Source organism: Acuticoccus mangrovi (assembly GCF_016411865.1).
GTDB classification, from domain to species: domain Bacteria; phylum Pseudomonadota; class Alphaproteobacteria; order Rhizobiales; family Amorphaceae; genus Acuticoccus; species Acuticoccus mangrovi.
In genome coordinates this window covers 561,041-578,214 of record NZ_JAEKJA010000003.1, presented here as the reverse complement: position 1 = coordinate 578,214, position 17,174 = coordinate 561,041, and the positions used below count along the sequence as shown (strand labels likewise).

The window sequence follows — 17,174 nt, the reverse complement described above, 5'->3', positions numbered from 1 at the left end:
ACACGAGAACGGTAAGGAAATGGTTAGGGCCGGAGCCTAGCCTTGCGGGCGCGGTGCCGCGGAGACGCCGGCCCTCACGAGCATGCCGAAGAGGTCGCGCGGATCGTCCGGGTCGGCGAGAAGGTCCAACATCTCCACATGCGATGACCGCTGCACCCGCTCATGGATGTAGCGCAGCGCCGTGAAGTCTTCGACCGCGAAGCCCACGCTGTCGAAGAGGGTGATCTCACCCGCCTCGCGCCGCCCGGGCGCCGCCCCGGTGATGACCTCCCACAGCTCGGTCGCGGGGTGATCGGGCGGGAGCGACTGGAGCTCGCCCTCGATGCGGGTCTGCGGCGTGAACTCGGTGAACACCGACGCCCGACGCACGATGTCGGGATGCAGCTCGGTCTTGCCCGGGCAGTCGCCGCCGATGGCGTTGATGTGCACGCCCGCGCCGACCATGTTGTCCGACAGGATCGTCGCGCGCTGCTTGTCGGCGGTGCAGGTGGTGATGATCTCGGCGCCTTCCACCGCGGCTTCGGCGGATCGGCAGGCCGTCACCTTCAGCCCCCGGTTGGCGAGGTTGCGCGCCGCCTTGGCGGTTGCCTCGGGGCTGACGTCGAAGAGGCGCACCGCGTCGACGCCGACGATGGTGCGGAAGGCGAGCGCCTGAAACTCGCACTGCGCGCCGTTGCCGATCATCGCCATCGTCCGCGCCCCCTTGGGCGCGAGGTGGCGGGCGGCGAGGGCGGAGGTCGCAGCCGTCCGCATCGCCGTCAGGATCGTCATCTCGCTGAGAAGGAGAGGGTAGCCGGTCTCGACGTCCGACAGGACTCCGAAGGCGGTCACCGTCTGATGTCCCGAGCGCGTGTTCTTCGGATGCCCGTTCACGTACTTGAAGCCGTAGAGGCGCCCGTCGGAGGCGGGCATCAGCTCGATCACGCCGCCGGCGGAGTGGCTGGCGATCCGCGGCACCTTCTCGAAATCGGGCCAGCGCCTGAAATCGGCCTCCATGGCGTCGGCCAGCTCGGCGAGTACCGTCTCGACGCCGATCTCGGCGACGAGCCGCAGCATGTTGGCGACGCTCACGAACGGCACCATGGCGAGATCGGAAGGGGGCAGTGCGGTCATCATCGGTCCATCGGTAGGCTATTGAGGTGCGGTGCGCGACGCGCCGGGGTGCCGATCGTCTCCGTCGGCGCTTGCAGGATGCGCTGGTGCCGTGGCGGGCGTAAGTCTGCAAAACCGCCCATTGCGCCACGATGGTTGCACGGATCGGCGGTGCGAAGCTGCGAAACGCAAGGACAGACATGACCAAGCTCGGCGATACCGACCGCCGTCTTCTGGCGCTCTTGAAGGACAACGCCCGCCTCTCGCTAACGGAGCTCGCGCACCACCTGTCACTCTCGCGCACGACCGTGAAGCAGCGCCTCGAGCGGCTGGTGGCGCGCGGCCGGATCCGCAAGTTCACCGTCATGACCGACGTCGACGAGGAGCCGGGCGTTCGCGCCATCATGATGGTGGAGCTGAACGGCAGCATGTCGCGGATGGTGATCGAGGCGCTGCGCGCGATTCCGGACATCGCCTCGCTGCACTCGACGAACGGCGCCTGGGACCTCGTCGCCGAGATCCGCACCGAGACGCTCGGCGACCTGGACCGTGTCCTGCGGGAGGTGCGCGAGATTCCCGGCGTGGTCAGCAGCGAGACCAACCTTCTGTTGGCCGCTGTGTGAGCCGGCACCAAGGCGGCGGGACCCCGCCCGCGATCCGCTCTGCCGCCGCCGGTGCCTCCGCCGGGGTGGCGGAGATACACAGTCGCTATTGTGTGACACGCATTCGGTATTCGAGCTGCGTGCATTAGTCCGGCTTTTTCGACATATGGAAGTCTCTCTCCGAACGGCGCAGGATCCTGTGCCCTCCGGACGGCGACGACACGACGTTTCCAAGATCGAAAAGGACGAAGAACAGTCCATGGACTCCTGCGCGACCGGTGGCCCGATCGGGACGGGCACCTCGACCGGCGGCAATCATCACGCGACCCCCACATGGCCGTAGCCGCACCCGGCGGAACCGACAGCGAGCTCAGAATCTCGCTGATCGGCGGACTGATGATCGGCTTGGGCCCGGTCTCGGTCTCCATCTACGCCCCGGCCCTGCCGCAGATCACCGCGGACCTCGGAACCTCCGCCGACGTCATCAGCCTGTCGATCACGCTGTTCTTCGCCGGCTTCGCAGTGTTCCAGCTCGTCTGCGGAACGCTCTCCGACAGCCTCGGCCGCAAGCCGGTGGCGCTCGCCTTCTTCGCCCTCTACTTCCTGGCGACTCTCGCGGCGCTGGTCGCCGTGAATCCGGAAATGCTGCTTGCGGCGCGCTTTTTCCAGGGAATTGGCGCGGCCGTCGGGGTCGCCGTCACGCGCGCCATCGTGCGCGATCTCTTCGACGGCGAAACGTCGGTGCGCGTCCTCAGCCTGATGGCGACGGTGATCGCCATCGGTCCGACCCTCGCCCCGAGCATCGGCGGCGTCATCGTCGAGTTCTTGAACTGGCGGGCGATCTTCGTCTTGCTCGCGGTCTGGTCGCTGGTCGTCATCTTCGCCATCGGCTTCGGCCTGCGGGAGACGCGGCCGCCGCGACCCGGCCAGCTCAGGCTCGGCCCGCTGTGGCGCTCCGCCCGGCGCCTCGTGACCGACTGGCGCTACATGGTGCCGACCCTCGGCGTCGCCGGCGTCGGTGGCACGATGTACGCGCTCGCGAGCGTGCTGCCGTTCCTCATCATCGGCGAGATCGGTCTGTCGCCGACCGGCTACGGCCTCTGGATGATCTTCCAGTCAGGTATGTACATGACGGGCTCGATCGTGGCGCGAACGCTGTCCCGCTTCTGGGCGCCGCGGCGGCTCGCCGCGATGGGCGTCGGCTTCGCCCTCGTCGGCACGCTGGGTCTCGCGGTGCAGCTCCTCGGGCCGAGGCCGTCGGTCATCACCGTGATGGCGCCGATCGCGCTGGTGGCGTTCGGCTCGGCGCACATGCTGCCCGCGCTGATGACGGCGGCGATGCGCGGCTTTCCCGAGGACGCGGGCATGGCCTCCTCGATCCTCGGCTTCTCCCAGATGGCGACCGGCTTCCTCGTGGGCAGCGCGGCGGGTCTTCTCCATCAGCCGATGGTGGCGATCTTCACCATCATCCCGCTGGGCTACGGCGTGGGGTGCCTGTGCACCTTCCTCTGGCTGCGAGCGCGCCGCGGCGACTGACGGGCCGCCGCGGCGCGCTCGGGCGAGCCTAGTCCACCTTGGCGTAGACGTCGCTCATCAGCCGGTCGACGAGGACGGCTTCGTCGCCCTCGGCCTCGGCGACGATGCCTTCCCACTTGGCGAGTACCTTGCGGAAGCGGGTGATGACCTCTTCGGCGCCCTCCTGGCCGCGGTCGGCGGCGCGGGCGATGATCGACTGCGTCAGCTCGTCGGTGAAGCCGTCGAGCGCGGCAAGCGACGCCGAGTCGGCCTCGACGACGTGGTAGCCCTTCGCCTCGGCGTCCTTCAGGATGTCGGCGTCGGCCTGCCGGTAGGCCTCGGAGGCGCGGATGACGGCGATCGCGGCACCCTTCTTGAGGGCGTTCTTCTGCTCCTCGGTCAGCGTCGTCCACAGGTCGAGGCGTACGTTGGTGATCGGGCCGGAGAACGAGTAGCCGTATTCGAGCAGGTAGACGTTGGGGGCGACGTCGCCCATGGAGAAGGTCTCGAGCCACCCGGGCGTGCCGAACGTGCAGGAGAGCTGGCCGCGCTGCAGGCCCTCGTAGGTCTCGCCGATGGTGAGGTTGACGGGCACCATGCCGAGCTTGGCGGCGAGCTGGCCCCAGACCCCGGCGGCGCGCACGCGCTTGCCGGCGAGATCCTCGAGCGAGGCCATCGGCTCACTGCACAAGAGCGAATAGGCCGAGGAGGAATAGCCGCCGAGGAACTGGATGTTCGCTTCCTCGAACTCCTCGAGGCACTTCGGGCACTCGAGAAGCGCGAACTCGGTGACCGCGGCTCCGAGCGCCACGGGGTCGGTGTCGAGGCCCGGGCCGAGGCCCATGGCGAGGTTGATGGTGGGAAGCTCGGCGGGGTTGTAGACGGCGAGGAGCTGGCCGCCGTCGACCAGTCCGTCGCGGATGCCGGCGAGCGTGGTCGAGGGGCCGACCAGCGCGCCGCCGGCGTGCAGCGTATAGTCGATGGAGCCGCCCGATTCGGCCTTCGCGGTTTCAAGGAACGGAATGACCCCGTACTCCACCAGCGTGGAGTTGGGGGCACCGTAGGCCCCGTAGGTCAGGTTCACGTCGGCGGCCATTCCCGGCCCGCACGGCAACAGGACGAGCGCGCTCAACAGCGCGCAGCGCATGGTCATGGTGTGTCCTCCCGGTCGACAGCCCATCGCGTGAGCTTGGTCTTTGCTTGGGCGTATGCGCCGCAAGGACAGCAGGCCGTGGCCGCAGCCGCTAATATCTTTCGCGACTTCCATGAGAGGGCGAGGCTATCCAACCCTCGTCCGGATACGAAAAGGATATGGTGAGGGTCGGCGTTTCGTATTGGGACGCGGCGCCGGTCCATCGGAGACTTGCGCCTAAAATGGAGGAAAGCCCACATGAAGGCGCGTGTCTTGCCCCTGGTCTTAGGGAGCGCTCTGGTTTGCGGTGCGGCGGCGGCCGCCGACGTCTCGATCAGCTACGGAACCTATGGTGCACCGACCTCGACGCTGGTCGAGCACGGCGTCATCCCCTTCATCGAGGAGAGCGAGCGGCTGACGGACGGGAGCGTCTCGTTCGACCTCCTGAGCGGCGGCTCGGTGGTGACGACCACGACGGCGCTCAGTGCGGTGCGCGACGGGCTCGTCGACGGCGCGCAGGTGTCCTCGATCTATTTCCCCTCCGAGCTGCCCCAGCTCAACGTGACGATCAATCTCGCGCCCGGCATCGCCGCCGACACGCGGGCCGTCGCCGCCGCCACCACCGAGATGAATCTCCTGCGCTGCCCCCGCTGCAAGAGCGAGATCGAGGATTGGAACATCCAATATCTCGGCGGCTACGGGGTGAGCTCCTATTCTCTCCTGTGCCGCGAGCCGCTCGCGACGCTCGACGATCTCGCCGGCAAGCGCGTGCGCGCCCCGGGCGCCTTCGGTAATCTCGCCACCGCGCTCGGCATGGTGCCCGTCAACGTCACCATCGCGGAGACCTACGAGGGCCTGCAGCGCGGCCAGCTCGACTGCACGCTCGGCTCGCCCGGATGGCTGACCTCCTTCTCGATCGGCGACGTCGCCAAGAACATCCTCCTGCTCGGCATGGGAACGGCCTTCGGCGGGCCGCTGCTCGACGTCAGCCTCGACAAGTGGGCCGACCTCGACGACGCGCAGAAGGATGCCCTGAAGCGTGGCGCCGCGCTCGGCGTCGTGCGTTCCGCCACCGCCTACGAGGATGCCGACGCCGCGGTGCTGAACGGCGCGGAGGCGGCCGGATACACCGTCATCGAGCCGGGCGAGGACATCACCACGATCCTCGCCGAATTCTCCGAGAGCCACCGCCTGGAGGTGATCGCGGACGCCGAGCGGCGCGGCATTCCGGACGCCAAGGCGACGGTGGACGAGTTCATGACCGTCCTCGCCAAGTGGCGCACCATCGTGACCGACGCGGAGGGCGACGAGGCATCCCTCGTCGATGCGCTCTACCGCGAAGTCTACAGCAAGTTCTAGCTCGGGCCCGAGGGATCGCACTTCTCATGACATCGATGCTGGCCGGCCTGAAGGTGGTCGACTTCACGAGCATGATGGCGGGGCCGCTGTGCACGCGCTACCTCGCCGACCTCGGCGCGGAGGTGACGAAGGTGGAAGAGCCGGGGGGCGACTACATGCGCAGCCGCCCCCCGCTGCGCGAGGGCCGCAGCGCCTACTTCGCCCACCTCAATGCCGGCAAGGCGAGCGTGGTGATCGACCTCAAGACCGAGGAGGGGCTCGCTCAGGCGCGCCGCCTCGTCGGCGCGGCCGACATCGTGGTGGAGAGCTTCCGCCCGGGCGTGATGGCGCGGCTGGGGCTCGACTACGACACCGTCCGCGCTGGCAACGAGCGCGTCGTCTACTGCTCCATCTCCGGCTTCGGCCAGACCGGGCCGAGCGCCCAGCGGCCCGCCTACGCCCAGGTGGTGCACGCCGTGTCGGGCTATGATCGGGCCTTCATGTCCTATCAGGAGGGCCAGGAGAAGCCGGCCAACAGCGTGCTCTTCGTGGCGGATGCGCTGGCGGCGAGCCATGCGTTGTCGGCGATCCTCGCCGCGCTTCACCAGCGGGCGCGCGACGGCAAGGGGCACCATGTCGACGTCTCGCTGCTGGAGGGCATGCTCAATCTGATGGTCTACGAGATCCAGGCCGCGCAGTTCCCCGTCGAGCGGCCGCGCGCGAAGTACGAGCCGATGGCGACCGCCGACGGCTTCATCCTCGTCGCGCCGACGACGCCGAAGAACTTCGAGAATGTGTGCCGCGCCATCGGCCGCCCCGACATGCTGGAGGACCCGCGCTTTGCCACCGTCGAGGACCGTTACGCCCATTGGGACGCGCTGATGGCGGCGATCGGGGACTGGACGGCCGGCCACTCGACGCAGGCATGCGAGGAGGTGCTGTGCGCCGCCGGCGTTCCGTGCGGGCGCTACAACAGCGTGGCGGACGCGCTCCGCGATCCGCAGGTGGAGGCGCTCCAGTCGATGGCGACGACCCACGACGCGAGCGGGCCGGTCAAGATCCCACGGCTGCCGTTCCGCCTCGACGGGGTGCCGGTCGCCGTCGGCGCGCATGTGCCGGAGCTCGGCACCGAGGCGCCGGTGGCCCGCGCGAGGACCAGCGCGAAGCCTCAGGAGTAGACGCCTCAGTAGTAGACGTCGCCCTCCATGATCCGGCGGGCGGTGCGGATGGCGGTGACCGACACGAGCTTCTCCTCGCCGTCCACCGTCGCCATCTCCGCCGCCACCTCGAGGCGGCCGCTCGGATGGCGGATGACGAGATCTCCCGCGTGCGGCGGTCCCATCGCGTCGGCCACCACCGAGCCGGGCACGTGCGCGGCGGCCGCGACGCACAGCGCACCGGTGAGGGGGCTCGCCTTGTGCGGCTGGTCGGAGGAGACCATGCGCACGATGATGTCGACGCCGGCCTCGTCCGGATGGGCGGCGGGATCGGGGGGAGCGACGAGGGCGACGAGGGGGAGGTTCGTCAGCACCTCGCGCACGTGCCGCTCGTCGGGCGCGAGCGTCATCGCGACCGCCGCGGCGACCCGGATGTCGCGCAGCGTCTTCATGATGTCGGCGTCGGCGGCGAGCGTGTCGGGCGCCTCCCGACCGGTGAGGCCGAGGCTTTGGGCGGCGAGGAAGCAGACCGGATTGGCCGCGTCGACCATCGAGACGGGCAGCGCGGTCCGACCCGCGATCGGCAGGCGGTCGTTCGCGGAGCCCGTCGGCAGGAGCCGGCCCGTGCTCGCCCCGCCGGGGTCGCGGAAGGTGAGCCGGATCGGCGCCCCGGTCCCGGCGACACCCTGGAGCTCGTAGGCGCCCTCGACGACCGCGCGACCGTCCTCGAGGGCGAACTCGGCGATGATGATCTTGCCGGTGTTGGTGTTGTGGATGCGCACCGCGGCATGGTCCCCGCCGGCCGCGACGATCCCCTCGTCGACGGCGAACGGGCCGACGGCGGAGGAGATGTTGCCGCAATTGCCGCGGTAGCCGACGGTGGGCCGGAACACGCCCACCTGTCCGAAGGTGTAGTCGACGTCCGCCTCGGGGTGGGTCGGGGCACCGATGACGGCGACCTTCGACAGCGAGGAGATGCCGCCGCCGATGCCGTTGAGCTGGCGACCGTTGGGGTCGGGGCTGCCGATCGCGCCAAGGAAGATGTCGCGCCAGGCGGCGTAGTCGTCGGCGCTGTCGGCGGGTGGGAGATCGTCGCGGCGGAACATCAGCGCACGGCTCGTGCCGCCGCGCATGTAGACGGCGCGAACCTTCCGCTCGCCCACCTCAGCTCGCCACCATCGGCAGCGTGGACAGCACCAGCGTGCGGTCGAGCTCCTCGTAGCCGTTGAGGCCGATGGTGGCGTAGAGCTCCTTGCGGGTCTGCATCTCGGTCTGCGCCGCCGCCGTGGAGCCGTCGCGGCGGAGGATATCGTAGAGCCGCTCCTGCGCCTTGTTGGCGACGCGGAGCGAGCTGACCGGCCAGATCACCATCTTGTAGCCGAGGTCCTCGAACTCCTGCGCGGTCATCTCGGGGGTGCGGCCGAACTCCGTCATGTTGGCGAGGAGCGGCGCGTTGACCGCCTTGGCGAAGGCGACGAAGTCCGCGCGCGAGCCGAGCGCTTCGGGAAAGATCGCGTCGGCGCCCGCGTCGAGATAGAGGCGGGCGCGGGCGATGGCGCCGTCGAGGCCCTCCGACGCGGCCGCGTCGGTGCGCGCGACGATGCGCAGGTGACGCCGGGCGGTGCGCGCCGCGGCTACCTTGGCGGCCATCTCCTCGGCGCTCGCGAGGTGCTTGTCGTTGAGGTGACCGCACTTCTTGGGAAGCTGCTGGTCCTCGATCTGGACCGCCGCGGCGCCGGCCTCCTCGAAGACGCGCACCATGTGCATCACGTTGAGTGCCTCGCCGTAGCCGGTGTCGCCGTCCACCAGGATCGGCAGCCCCGAGGCGCGCCAGAGCTGGCGGACGAAGAAGGCGACCTCGTCGACCGTGATGATGCCGAGGTCGGGCAGGCCCATGCTCGCGGTCATCGCGGCGCCCGAGAGGTAGAGCGCCTCGAAGCCGGCGCCGCGGGCCTGCATTGCGGCCATTCCGTTGTGTGCCCCGGGCATCCTCAGAATGTGAGGGCGCTTCCAAAGGGCGGCGATCACCTCACCTGGAGCCGTCGAGGGATAGTCGGATGCCTTCAGATACATCGTTGCCTCTTGAGATCGCGTGCCGCTTAGGCCGCTTTGTTCCATACGGGGTGGGCGCCGTTCTCGCCGCGCACCACGTCGAGCGTCAGGCGGCCGACGCCGGCGGCCGAGCTGACCACGACGTCGCCGGCGCGGATCGGTCCGACGCCCGCCGGCGTGCCGCTCGCGAACACGTCGCCCGGATAGAGGGTCATCACCGCCGAGGCCATCTCGATCATCGCCGGGATGTCGACCAGCATGTCGCGCGTGTTGGCCTGCTGCCGGACCTCGCCGTTGACGGTGAGCTCCAGATCGATGTCGAACGGATCGGCGATCTCGTCCGCGGTCACGATGGTGGGGCCGAGCGGGCAGAAGGTGTCGTAGGACTTGCGCATGACGCGCTCTTCCTTGCCGCGCACGACGACGTCGATCAGGCAGGCGTAGCCGAACACATGGTCGAGCGCCTCGGCGCGCGGGATCGAGCGCCCGCCCTTGCCGATGATGATGGCGAGCTCGCACTCGTGGTGGATCTCGCGGCCATCGAGCGGCGGGAGGACGATGGGGTCGGCGGGCCCGGAAAGGCTGGAGTTCGCCTTGACGAAGAAGCCCTGCGCACTGGCCGGAAAGGCCGAGATCAGCCCGACCTTCGAGGTCTTCTGCTCCTCGATGTGGGCCGTGTAGTTGGCCGGCATCGCGACGACCTTGTTGGGCCAGTCGATGGGGCAGTCGAGCCGGACGTCGCCGAGGCGAAGCCGCGGGGCACCCTCCGCCAGGCGGGCGATGTCGGCCGGCCGCGCGGCGTGACGGGCGATGAAGCGGACCATGCCGACGGGCGGCCAGCTCGCCGGGTCGATCCCCTCCGCCTCGGTGAGGTCGGCGATCTCGTCACCCTCGACGAGACCGATGCGGCCGCCGTTGAACCTTGCGATCTTCATCAGCGCCGCCTCAACCTTCCGCCTCGCGCCAGAAGCCCAAGGCGCGGACGGCGGGGATGTCGTTCACCTGGAACAGCAGCGCGTCGTCGGTCTGCGAGCGGTTGGCGTGGGCGTGGCGCGACCAGGACGGGATGGCGAAGAAGTCGCCCGGTCCCCAGTCGAACGTCTCGTCGTCGACGACAGTGCGGCCGGTGCCGCGAATGACGTAGTAGACCGAGCTGCCGGTGTGGCGGTGCGGCGCCAGCGAGATCCCGGGCCGCAGACGCTGGAGCACGGTGCCGATGGTGCGCATCGCGGGCGCGCCCGTCTCCGGGTTGAGATATTCGAGCGCCGTGTCGTCATAGGGGTCGGGGCTGAGGCCGGAGGCTTCCATCACCGCCGCCTCGGCGCGCTCGCGCGAATAGACCAGCAGAGGGTTGTCGAACTGGGCGAAGCGGGGCCGCAGGGGACGCATGATGCCGCTGCCGAACTCGCGGTAGGACGCGTCGGAGATCGTGTTGACCGGCCGGCGCGGCAGATCCGAGCCTTCGAAGAACACGGCGTCGATGTTGCGCACCAGCGTGATGTCGAGGACGTCGAGCCACACCATCGGCTCGTCGCCCTTGTGCTCGTGGTCGTGATAGGCCCAGCTCGGCGTGAGCACGAGGTCGCCCTCGTTCATCTCGTACTTCTCGCCGTCGACGGTGGTGTCGGCGCCCTTGCCGCGCATGATGAAGCGCAGCGCCGAGGCGGTGTGGCGGTGCGCCGTCGCGACCTCGCCCGGCAGGATGTACTGGATCGAGGCCCACAGCGAGGGCGTCGTGCCCCAGGGAATGCCCGGGTTGGCGAGGCGCAGCGTCCGCCGCACGCCGCCCGCTTCGAGCTTGATCTGCTCGCCGATCTGGTCGAGGCACGCCTTGATGTCGCCGGCCTTCCAATGCCACGGGCGCATCGTCGGGCGGGGCTCGGGCGTGAACAGCGGCGGATCGTCGGGCTGGTGCACGGCGAAGTTCAGGCTCTTGAGATGGGACGCGAGCGCCCTGCGCGCGTCGGCGTCGGTTGGCATGGTCTCCGCCACGACGTCCTCCTCGAGTTGCGGAATTACAGGTCACGGCGGCGGTGTATTCTTGATGTCGACCGCCACAACCAAGCTGATTGGACGAATATGACTGCGAAGATTGGGTGTCAACGCACGCAATCAGAGCGATACGATATGAGAAATGGGGGCGAAACGTATTGGACCCTTGCGGAATTCAGGCGGCATCCATCAGCGACTTTGGACGGCTCAAATAATGAATGGGTGGAGGAGGCCCGGGCTGGATGTTCACTGACGAACAGGTTGCGTTTCGGGACATGGTCCGGAAGGTGAGCGAGCAGGAGGTCGCGCCGATCGCGGCCAAGATCGACGACGAGGACGAATTCCCGCACGAGCTTGCGGAGCTGTTCGGCGAGCTGGGGCTTCTCCAGCTCTGGGTGCCGGAGGAGTATGGCGGCCCGGGCGGCGATCTCACCACCGTCTGCATCGCCAAGGAGGAGCTCGGCAAGGTCTCGCTGACGGCCTCCGCGCTCTGCGGCAACAACTCGATCGGGCTGATCCTGCCGCTCCTGCACATCGGCACCGAGGAGCAGAAGAGGAAATATCTGCCGCAGTCGGGCGCCGGCAAGGTGATCACCGCCGTGGCGATGACCGAGCCGCAGACCGGGTCGGACGTCCGCTCGATGCGCACCACCGCCAAGCGCCAGGGCAACGACAGCTACGTGATCAACGGACAGAAGACCTGGATCACTTGGGGCGGTCACGCCGACTATGTGCTGGTGTTCGCCAAGACGTCCGAGGACGATGCGTCCGATTCCATCAGCGCCTTCATCGTCGACACCAAGACACCGGGCTTCAAGGTTGGGCGCAAGGAGCGCAAGATGGGCCGTAACGGTGCGCCCAATCACGAGCTCTTCTTCGAGGACATGGTGGTGCCAGCCGACTGCATGCTCGGCGAGGAGGGCAGCGGCTTCAAGTCCTGCATGAAGATCCTGGACCTCAACCGGCCGACCATCGGCGGCTCCTCCCTCGGCCTCGCTCAGGGCGCGCTCGACTGCGCCGTCGCGTTCTGCAAGGAGCGCAAGCAGTTTGGCCGGCCCGTGGCGCATTTCCAGGGCATGCAGTTCAAGCTCGCCGACATGGCGATGAAGACCGAGGCGGCACGGGCGCTGCTCTATTCGATCTGCGCGGAGATCGATTCGGGCGACCACAGCCGGCTCGCGATGATCGCCGCGATGGCGAAGTGCTACGTCACCGACGTCGCGATGGAGGTGACGACCGAGGCCGTCCAGGCGATGGGCAGCGCCGGCTATTCCAAGGACTATCCGGTGGAGCGGATGATGCGCGACGCCAAGCTCAACCAGATCATCGAGGGCACGAACGAGATCCAGCGCATGATCATCGGCCGCCGTCTCGTGGCCTGAGGCCGAGGGGATGGGAACCGAGCTTGCCGGGCGCGTCGCCTTGGTGACGGGCGCCGGCCGTGGGATCGGCCGCGCCATCGCCGCGGCGATGGCGCGCGAAGGGGCGCATGCGATCGCGCTCGACCTCAAGGAGGCGGACCTCGCCGAGACCGTCGCGACCATCCGGGGCGCCGGCGGTCGCGCCGACAGCCGCGTCCTCGACATCACCGACAGCGCCGCCGTCCGGCGGACGGTGGACGCGCTCGCCGCAGCATACGGCGGCATCGACACGGTGGTGAACAATGCGGCGTGGCTGCGCTACCAGCCACTCGCCGACATCGACGAGGCGACGCTCGACAGGATGTTCGCCGTCGCGGTCAAGGGGCCGGTGTTCATGGCGCAGGCGGCGGTGCCGCACATGCTGCGCCGCGGCGGCGGCACCATCGTCAACCTGTCGTCCTCCGCGGCGATCCGGGCGACGCCGGCCTCGGCCTCCTACTGCGCCGTGAAGGCGGCGGTGGCGGGGCTGACGCGTCAGCTCGCGGTCGATCTCGGCCCGCACAACATTCGCGTCAACGCCATCGCTCCGGGCTTCATCGAGACGCCGGCCGCCGTCGCGAAGGTCGGCGCCGAGGGGATCGCGCGGCGCCTCGCGATCACGCCGCTCGGCCGCCTCGGCGCCGCCGAAGACATCGCCGAACTCGCGACATTTCTGGCGAGCGGGCGCAGCGCCTACGTGACCGGCGAAGTCATCCTGGCCGACGGGGGCCGTGCCAACGCCGCCCTGTGACGCGCGTCGCACCAACGAAGGACAACACCGATGGAAACGAACCAAGGCGCGCTGTCGTCGATCCGCGTCGTCGACTTCACGACGATGATGGCCGGGCCCTATTGCACGCGCTACCTCGCCGATATGGGTGCCGAGGTCATCAAGATCGAGGCCGAGGGCGGCGACTATCTGCGTACCCAGGCGCCGCTGCGTGAGGGCAAGAGCACCTATTTCGGCCACCTCAATGCCGGCAAGAAGAGCGTTGTGCTCGATCTCAAGAACCCCGACGACCTCGCCAAGGCGAAGGCGCTGGTCGACACCGCGGACGTCGTCGTCGAGAACTTTCGGCCCGGCGTGATGGCGCGCTTCGGGCTCGGCTACGAGGCGACGGCGGCGACCAACCCCGGCCTCGTCTACTGCGCGATCTCCGGCTTCGGCCAGACCGGCGTCGGGATCGACCGGCCGGCCTACGCGCAGATCATCCAGGCCTCCTCCGGCTACGACCTCGCCAACCTCCACTATCAGCAGGAGCTGACGCGGCCGGCGAACGCCGTCTTCTTCTTCGCCGACGTCCTCAGCGCTGCCTATGCGACGATCGCGATCAACGCCGCGCTCGTCCAGCGCGGGCAAACCGGCAAGGGGCAGATGATCGACCTGTCTCTCTTGGAAGGCATCCTGCACCTCATGCCCTACGAGGTGCAGGAGGCGCAGTTTCCTGCGACCCAATCCCGGCCGATCTACCGGCCGTTCCGCACCACGGACGGCTTCGTCATGATCATCGCCAACACCCAGCGCAATTTCGAGATGCTGGCGCGGGCGATGGATCGGGAGGATCTGATCGCCGACGCCGACTTTGCGACTCCCAAGGCCCGCTACGCCAACTTCAACCGGTTCTGCGAGGTGATCGAGGCGTGGACGTCGCAGCGCACCAGCGCGGCGTGCGAGGAGACGCTGATCGCCGGCCAGGTGCCGTGCGCGCGCTACCGCACGGTGCGCGAGGCGATGGCCGATCCGCAGCTCGCGGCGCGCCACGCGCTCGAGACGGTCGGCGATGCCGCCGGCTCCTTCCTCGTGCCGAACCTGCCGTTCAAGATGACGGGCGCGGCGGTGGAGGTCGGACACCGCGTGCCGGAATTGGGCGCGGACGACATCGACGCCCTCATCGCCACCCGCGGCGCCAAGGTCTCCGTCTGAGCGCGGAGCGCCGAGGTCTTTCGCCGTCAGGGCATGAAGGAGCCGCCGTTGGCGTCGATGACGGCGCCGGTGATGAAGGAGGCGTCGGGCGAGGCGAGGAAGGCGACGGCGGCGGCGATCTCCTCGGGCCTGCCGTAGCGACCGACCGGGATCGTCTTCGCCATGGCGTCCCGCACCGCGCCGAGGTTCGTCGACAGCGAGGTGAGCACCGGGCCCGGGGCGACGCAGTTCACCATCACCCCGTCCGCGGCGCCCTCGATCGCCATCACCCGCGTCAGCCCGATGAGGCCGGCCTTTGACGCCGAATAGTGCGCCGCGGCGATGGGCGACACGGTGCGCCCGCCTCGCGAGGCGACGTTGATCACCCGCGCGTCGCCGGCCCGCCGCAGGAGCGGCAGCAGCTCCCGGAACAGCACGAAGGGCGCGGTGAGGTTCACCGCGATGACGGCGTTCCACATCGCCGTGGTCGTCTCCTCGATGAGGATCTTCGCCCCGTCCTTCTTCGGGTGGACGCCGGCGTTGTTGACGAGAACGTCGAGCCGGCCGTAGCGGGCGCGGAAGGTCGACGCGAAGTCGACGATCGCCGCGTCGTCGGCGAGGTCGACCCGGAAGCTGTCCGCTTGGTCGGCCGCCTCGACGGCGCGGTCGACGACCACCACCGTCAGCCCCTCGTGGCGCAGCCGCTCGACGCAGGCCCTGCCGATGCCGCTCGCTCCGCCCGTCACGATCGCGGTGCGCATGTGGTCCTCCCTCGCTCGAACATCCGTCGCAAGCCTCGGCCGCGTCAGTTCATGAAGACGCCGCCGTTGAAGTCGAACACCACGCCGGTGACGAACGCCGCCTCGGGGCTCACGATGTAGGCGGCGAGGGCGGCTACGTCGGCCGGAGTGCCGGCGCGCCCGACGGGGATCTCCGCCTTCAGCGCGGCGAGCATCTCGGCGCTTCCCTGCTCGCTGAGCGGCGTGACGATGCGGCCGGGGGCGATGCAGTTGACGGTGATGCCGTCGGCGGCATGCTCGTTGGCGATGACGCGCGACATGCCGATCAGCCCCGCCTTCGATGCCGCGTAGTGGGCGCCGGCGGTCGGCACCAGCATGCGGCCCGCGCGCGAGGACATGTTGATGATGCGCCCCCACCACCGCTTGCGCATGAACGGCAGGGCGAGCCGGCAGAGGTAGAAGGGCGCCGTGAGGTTGACCCGCAGGACGTCTTCCCACTGGTCCATCGGCATCGTCTCGGAGACGGCTCTCTTGCCGTCGATCTTGGGTGAGATGCCCGCGTTGTTGACGAGCACGTCGAGGCGGCCGAGGCGATCGCCGATGTCGGCGACGAGCGTGTCGATCGCGGCGAGATCGGCGAGGTCGACGACCGCGCTCTCGGCGCTGCCGCCGTCGTGGGTCATCTCCTCGGCGGCTTCGGCGACGGCCGGGCTTCGGTCGACGGCGACGACGTGCATGCCGTCCCGCGCGAAGCGCTCGGCGATGCCGCGCCCGATCCCGCTCGCCGCACCCGTGACGAGGGCGACCTTGCGCTCCTGGCTCATGCTGTCCTCCCGGCACGGCGCGACGGGCGGCCGGCTCTCGACGTTTCGGTCATTTGATGGCGCCGGCGGCATGGAGGCGGGCGATCTCGCGCTCGCTGACGCCCCAGGCGGCGAGGCCGGAGCGGGTGTCGGCGCCTTCGGGCCGCGCGCCGCCGCGGATCCGCGCCGGCGTGCGCGAGAAGCGCGGCGCGGGGGCGGCGTGGGGCACGCCGTCGATGTCGACGATCGCGTGGCGCGCGGCGATCTGCGGATGGGCCATCGCCTCGTCGAGCGACAGCACCGGCGCATAGCAGGCGTCGCGGCCGGCCATCGCGGCGTCCCACTCCGCACGGGTCCGCGTCTTGAAGACGGCGGCGAACCGCTCGCACATCGCCGGCCACGCGGCGCGGTCGAATTGGTCCGGCAGTGCGGCGGGATCGAGCGCCATCACGTCGAGCAGCTCGGCGTAGAATTTCGCCTCGATGGCGCCGATGGCGACGTGGCGCCCGTCGCGGGTCTCGTAGACGTTGTAGAACGGCGCGCCGCCGTCGACGACGTTCTCCTCGAGTGCCGCCGTCCACCGGCCGTTCGCGTGATAGCCGTAGGTGTTGGCGAGGAGGGAGGTCACGCCGTCGAGGATCGCCGCGTCGACCACCTGGCCACGGCCGGAGCGCTGCGCCTCGATGAGCGCCGCGAGCAGGCCGAGCGCGAGATAGAGCGCGCCGCCGCCATAGTCGGCGACGAGGTTGAGGGGGATCGCCGGCGGGCGCCCCTTGCGGCCGATCAGCCCCAGCGCTCCGCTGATCGCGAGATAGTTGATGTCGTGGCCGACCTCGTGCGCGAGGGGTCCGTCCTGCCCCCAGCCCGTCATGCGGCCGTAGACGAGGCGCGGGTTGATGGCGGCGCAATCGTCGGGGCCGAGGCCGAGCCGTTCCATCACGCCGGGGCGGAAGCCCTCGATCAGGCCGTCCGCCTGGGCGATCAGCGACTTCGCGAGCGCGACGCCGTCGGGATGCTTGAGGTCGACGGCGGCGGACGGGCGGCCGCGCCGAGTGACGTCGAAGCGCGGCTCCTTGGGGACGCCGAGGCCACTCGCCGCGGTACGGTCGAGCCTGAGGACGTCGGCGCCCATGTCGGCAAGGAGCATCGCGCAGAAGGGGCCTGGGCCGATGGCGCCGATCTCGACGATCCGGATACCCTGAAGGGGGCCTGAGCCGCCTTCCATGTCGCGCTCCATGTCGCGCACTCCCCGCACCGGCGCCCTGCTTCGGCGAACGACGGGTTCGCGGTAGGGCGCCCAGTTTCTCTTTTGTTGCCGTGTTCGTACCGGTCGGGATCGGGGGCGGCTAAGACCGATTGCGTATGGTGTGACATCGGACGGCCGATGCGCCCGACGGCAAAGGGCGAGGAGATCCGAACCGGTAGCGGTCCAGACCTCCTCGCCCCGT

16 protein-coding genes are annotated in these 17,174 nt (G+C 69.3%); 7 read left to right on the top strand and 9 right to left on the bottom strand.

Annotation, left to right across the window (positions count from 1 at the left end):
* Positions 1-36: 36 nt before the first annotated feature.
* Complete coding sequence (locus JCR33_RS06620) at positions 37-1,113, bottom strand: ornithine cyclodeaminase (RefSeq protein WP_198881261.1); 1,077 nt, start codon at positions 1,111-1,113, stop codon at positions 37-39.
* A 179-nt stretch (positions 1,114-1,292) separates the two neighbouring features.
* On the opposite strand from JCR33_RS06620, the gene JCR33_RS06615 reads away from it, so the two are divergent.
* Both JCR33_RS06615 and JCR33_RS06610 read left to right on the top strand, forming a co-directional pair.
* Positions 1,293-1,715, top strand: coding sequence for an Lrp/AsnC family transcriptional regulator (locus JCR33_RS06615; RefSeq protein ID WP_198881219.1), 423 nt, complete (start codon positions 1,293-1,295; stop codon positions 1,713-1,715).
* A 312-nt stretch (positions 1,716-2,027) separates the two neighbouring features.
* Positions 2,028-3,230 (top strand): multidrug effflux MFS transporter, encoded by a 1,203-nt coding sequence (locus JCR33_RS06610; protein WP_198881218.1) that lies wholly within the window; start codon positions 2,028-2,030, stop codon positions 3,228-3,230.
* A 28-nt stretch (positions 3,231-3,258) separates the two neighbouring features.
* On the opposite strand, the gene JCR33_RS06605 is transcribed toward JCR33_RS06610, so the two are convergent.
* On the bottom strand, positions 3,259-4,362 hold the full coding sequence (locus tag JCR33_RS06605) for a C4-dicarboxylate TRAP transporter substrate-binding protein (RefSeq protein WP_198881217.1): 1,104 nt from the start codon (positions 4,360-4,362) through the stop codon (positions 3,259-3,261).
* Positions 4,363-4,599: 237 nt separating this feature from the next.
* On the opposite strand from JCR33_RS06605, the gene JCR33_RS06600 reads away from it, so the two are divergent.
* A complete protein-coding gene (locus JCR33_RS06600) occupies positions 4,600-5,700 on the top strand; it encodes a C4-dicarboxylate TRAP transporter substrate-binding protein (RefSeq protein ID WP_198881216.1) in 1,101 nt (366 codons plus the stop codon).
* Between the two features lie 26 nt (positions 5,701-5,726).
* Positions 5,727-6,857, top strand: coding sequence for a CaiB/BaiF CoA transferase family protein (locus JCR33_RS06595; RefSeq protein WP_198881215.1), 1,131 nt, complete (start codon positions 5,727-5,729; stop codon positions 6,855-6,857).
* Between the two features lie 5 nt (positions 6,858-6,862).
* Here the strand turns inward: JCR33_RS06595 and JCR33_RS06590 are convergent, their stop codons facing one another.
* Genes JCR33_RS06590 through JCR33_RS06575 form a run of 4 tightly spaced genes read right to left on the bottom strand, consistent with a single transcriptional unit; the run spans position 6,863 to position 10,880 of the window.
* Positions 6,863-7,999, bottom strand: coding sequence for a 2-methylaconitate cis-trans isomerase PrpF family protein (locus JCR33_RS06590; RefSeq protein WP_198881214.1), 1,137 nt, complete (start codon positions 7,997-7,999; stop codon positions 6,863-6,865).
* A gap of 1 nt (position 8,000) precedes the next feature.
* Positions 8,001-8,909 carry a methylisocitrate lyase gene (gene prpB, locus JCR33_RS06585; protein WP_198881213.1) on the bottom strand — a complete coding sequence of 303 codons (909 nt, stop codon included), beginning with the start codon at positions 8,907-8,909 and terminating at the stop codon, positions 8,001-8,003.
* A gap of 26 nt (positions 8,910-8,935) precedes the next feature.
* Complete coding sequence (locus JCR33_RS06580) at positions 8,936-9,823, bottom strand: fumarylacetoacetate hydrolase family protein (RefSeq protein WP_198881212.1); 888 nt, start codon at positions 9,821-9,823, stop codon at positions 8,936-8,938.
* A 10-nt stretch (positions 9,824-9,833) separates the two neighbouring features.
* Complete coding sequence (locus JCR33_RS06575) at positions 9,834-10,880, bottom strand: cupin domain-containing protein (protein WP_211110095.1); 1,047 nt, start codon at positions 10,878-10,880, stop codon at positions 9,834-9,836.
* A 242-nt stretch (positions 10,881-11,122) separates the two neighbouring features.
* Between JCR33_RS06575 and JCR33_RS06570 the strand changes: the two genes are divergently transcribed.
* The 3 genes from JCR33_RS06570 to JCR33_RS06560 are packed head-to-tail and all read left to right on the top strand — an operon-like array spanning position 11,123 to position 14,204.
* On the top strand, positions 11,123-12,262 hold the full coding sequence (locus JCR33_RS06570) for an acyl-CoA dehydrogenase family protein (RefSeq protein WP_198881211.1): 1,140 nt from the start codon (positions 11,123-11,125) through the stop codon (positions 12,260-12,262).
* Between the two features lie 10 nt (positions 12,263-12,272).
* Positions 12,273-13,031 (top strand): SDR family NAD(P)-dependent oxidoreductase, encoded by a 759-nt coding sequence (locus JCR33_RS06565; RefSeq protein ID WP_198881210.1) that lies wholly within the window; start codon positions 12,273-12,275, stop codon positions 13,029-13,031.
* Between the two features lie 30 nt (positions 13,032-13,061).
* The gene (locus JCR33_RS06560; protein ID WP_198881209.1) at positions 13,062-14,204 is read left to right on the top strand and encodes a CaiB/BaiF CoA transferase family protein; all 1,143 of its coding nucleotides are present in this window, start codon (positions 13,062-13,064) and stop codon (positions 14,202-14,204) included.
* Between the two features lie 26 nt (positions 14,205-14,230).
* On the opposite strand, the gene JCR33_RS06555 is transcribed toward JCR33_RS06560, so the two are convergent.
* Genes JCR33_RS06555 through JCR33_RS06545 form a run of 3 tightly spaced genes read right to left on the bottom strand, consistent with a single transcriptional unit; the run spans position 14,231 to position 16,951 of the window.
* Positions 14,231-14,944, bottom strand: coding sequence for an SDR family NAD(P)-dependent oxidoreductase (locus JCR33_RS06555; RefSeq protein WP_198881208.1), 714 nt, complete (start codon positions 14,942-14,944; stop codon positions 14,231-14,233).
* A 44-nt stretch (positions 14,945-14,988) separates the two neighbouring features.
* Positions 14,989-15,747: an SDR family oxidoreductase gene (locus tag JCR33_RS06550; protein ID WP_198881207.1), complete on the bottom strand. Its 759-nt coding sequence runs from the start codon at positions 15,745-15,747 to the stop codon at positions 14,989-14,991.
* A gap of 49 nt (positions 15,748-15,796) precedes the next feature.
* Positions 15,797-16,951, bottom strand: coding sequence for a CaiB/BaiF CoA transferase family protein (locus JCR33_RS06545; protein WP_198881259.1), 1,155 nt, complete (start codon positions 16,949-16,951; stop codon positions 15,797-15,799).
* Positions 16,952-17,174: the final 223 nt, after the last annotated feature.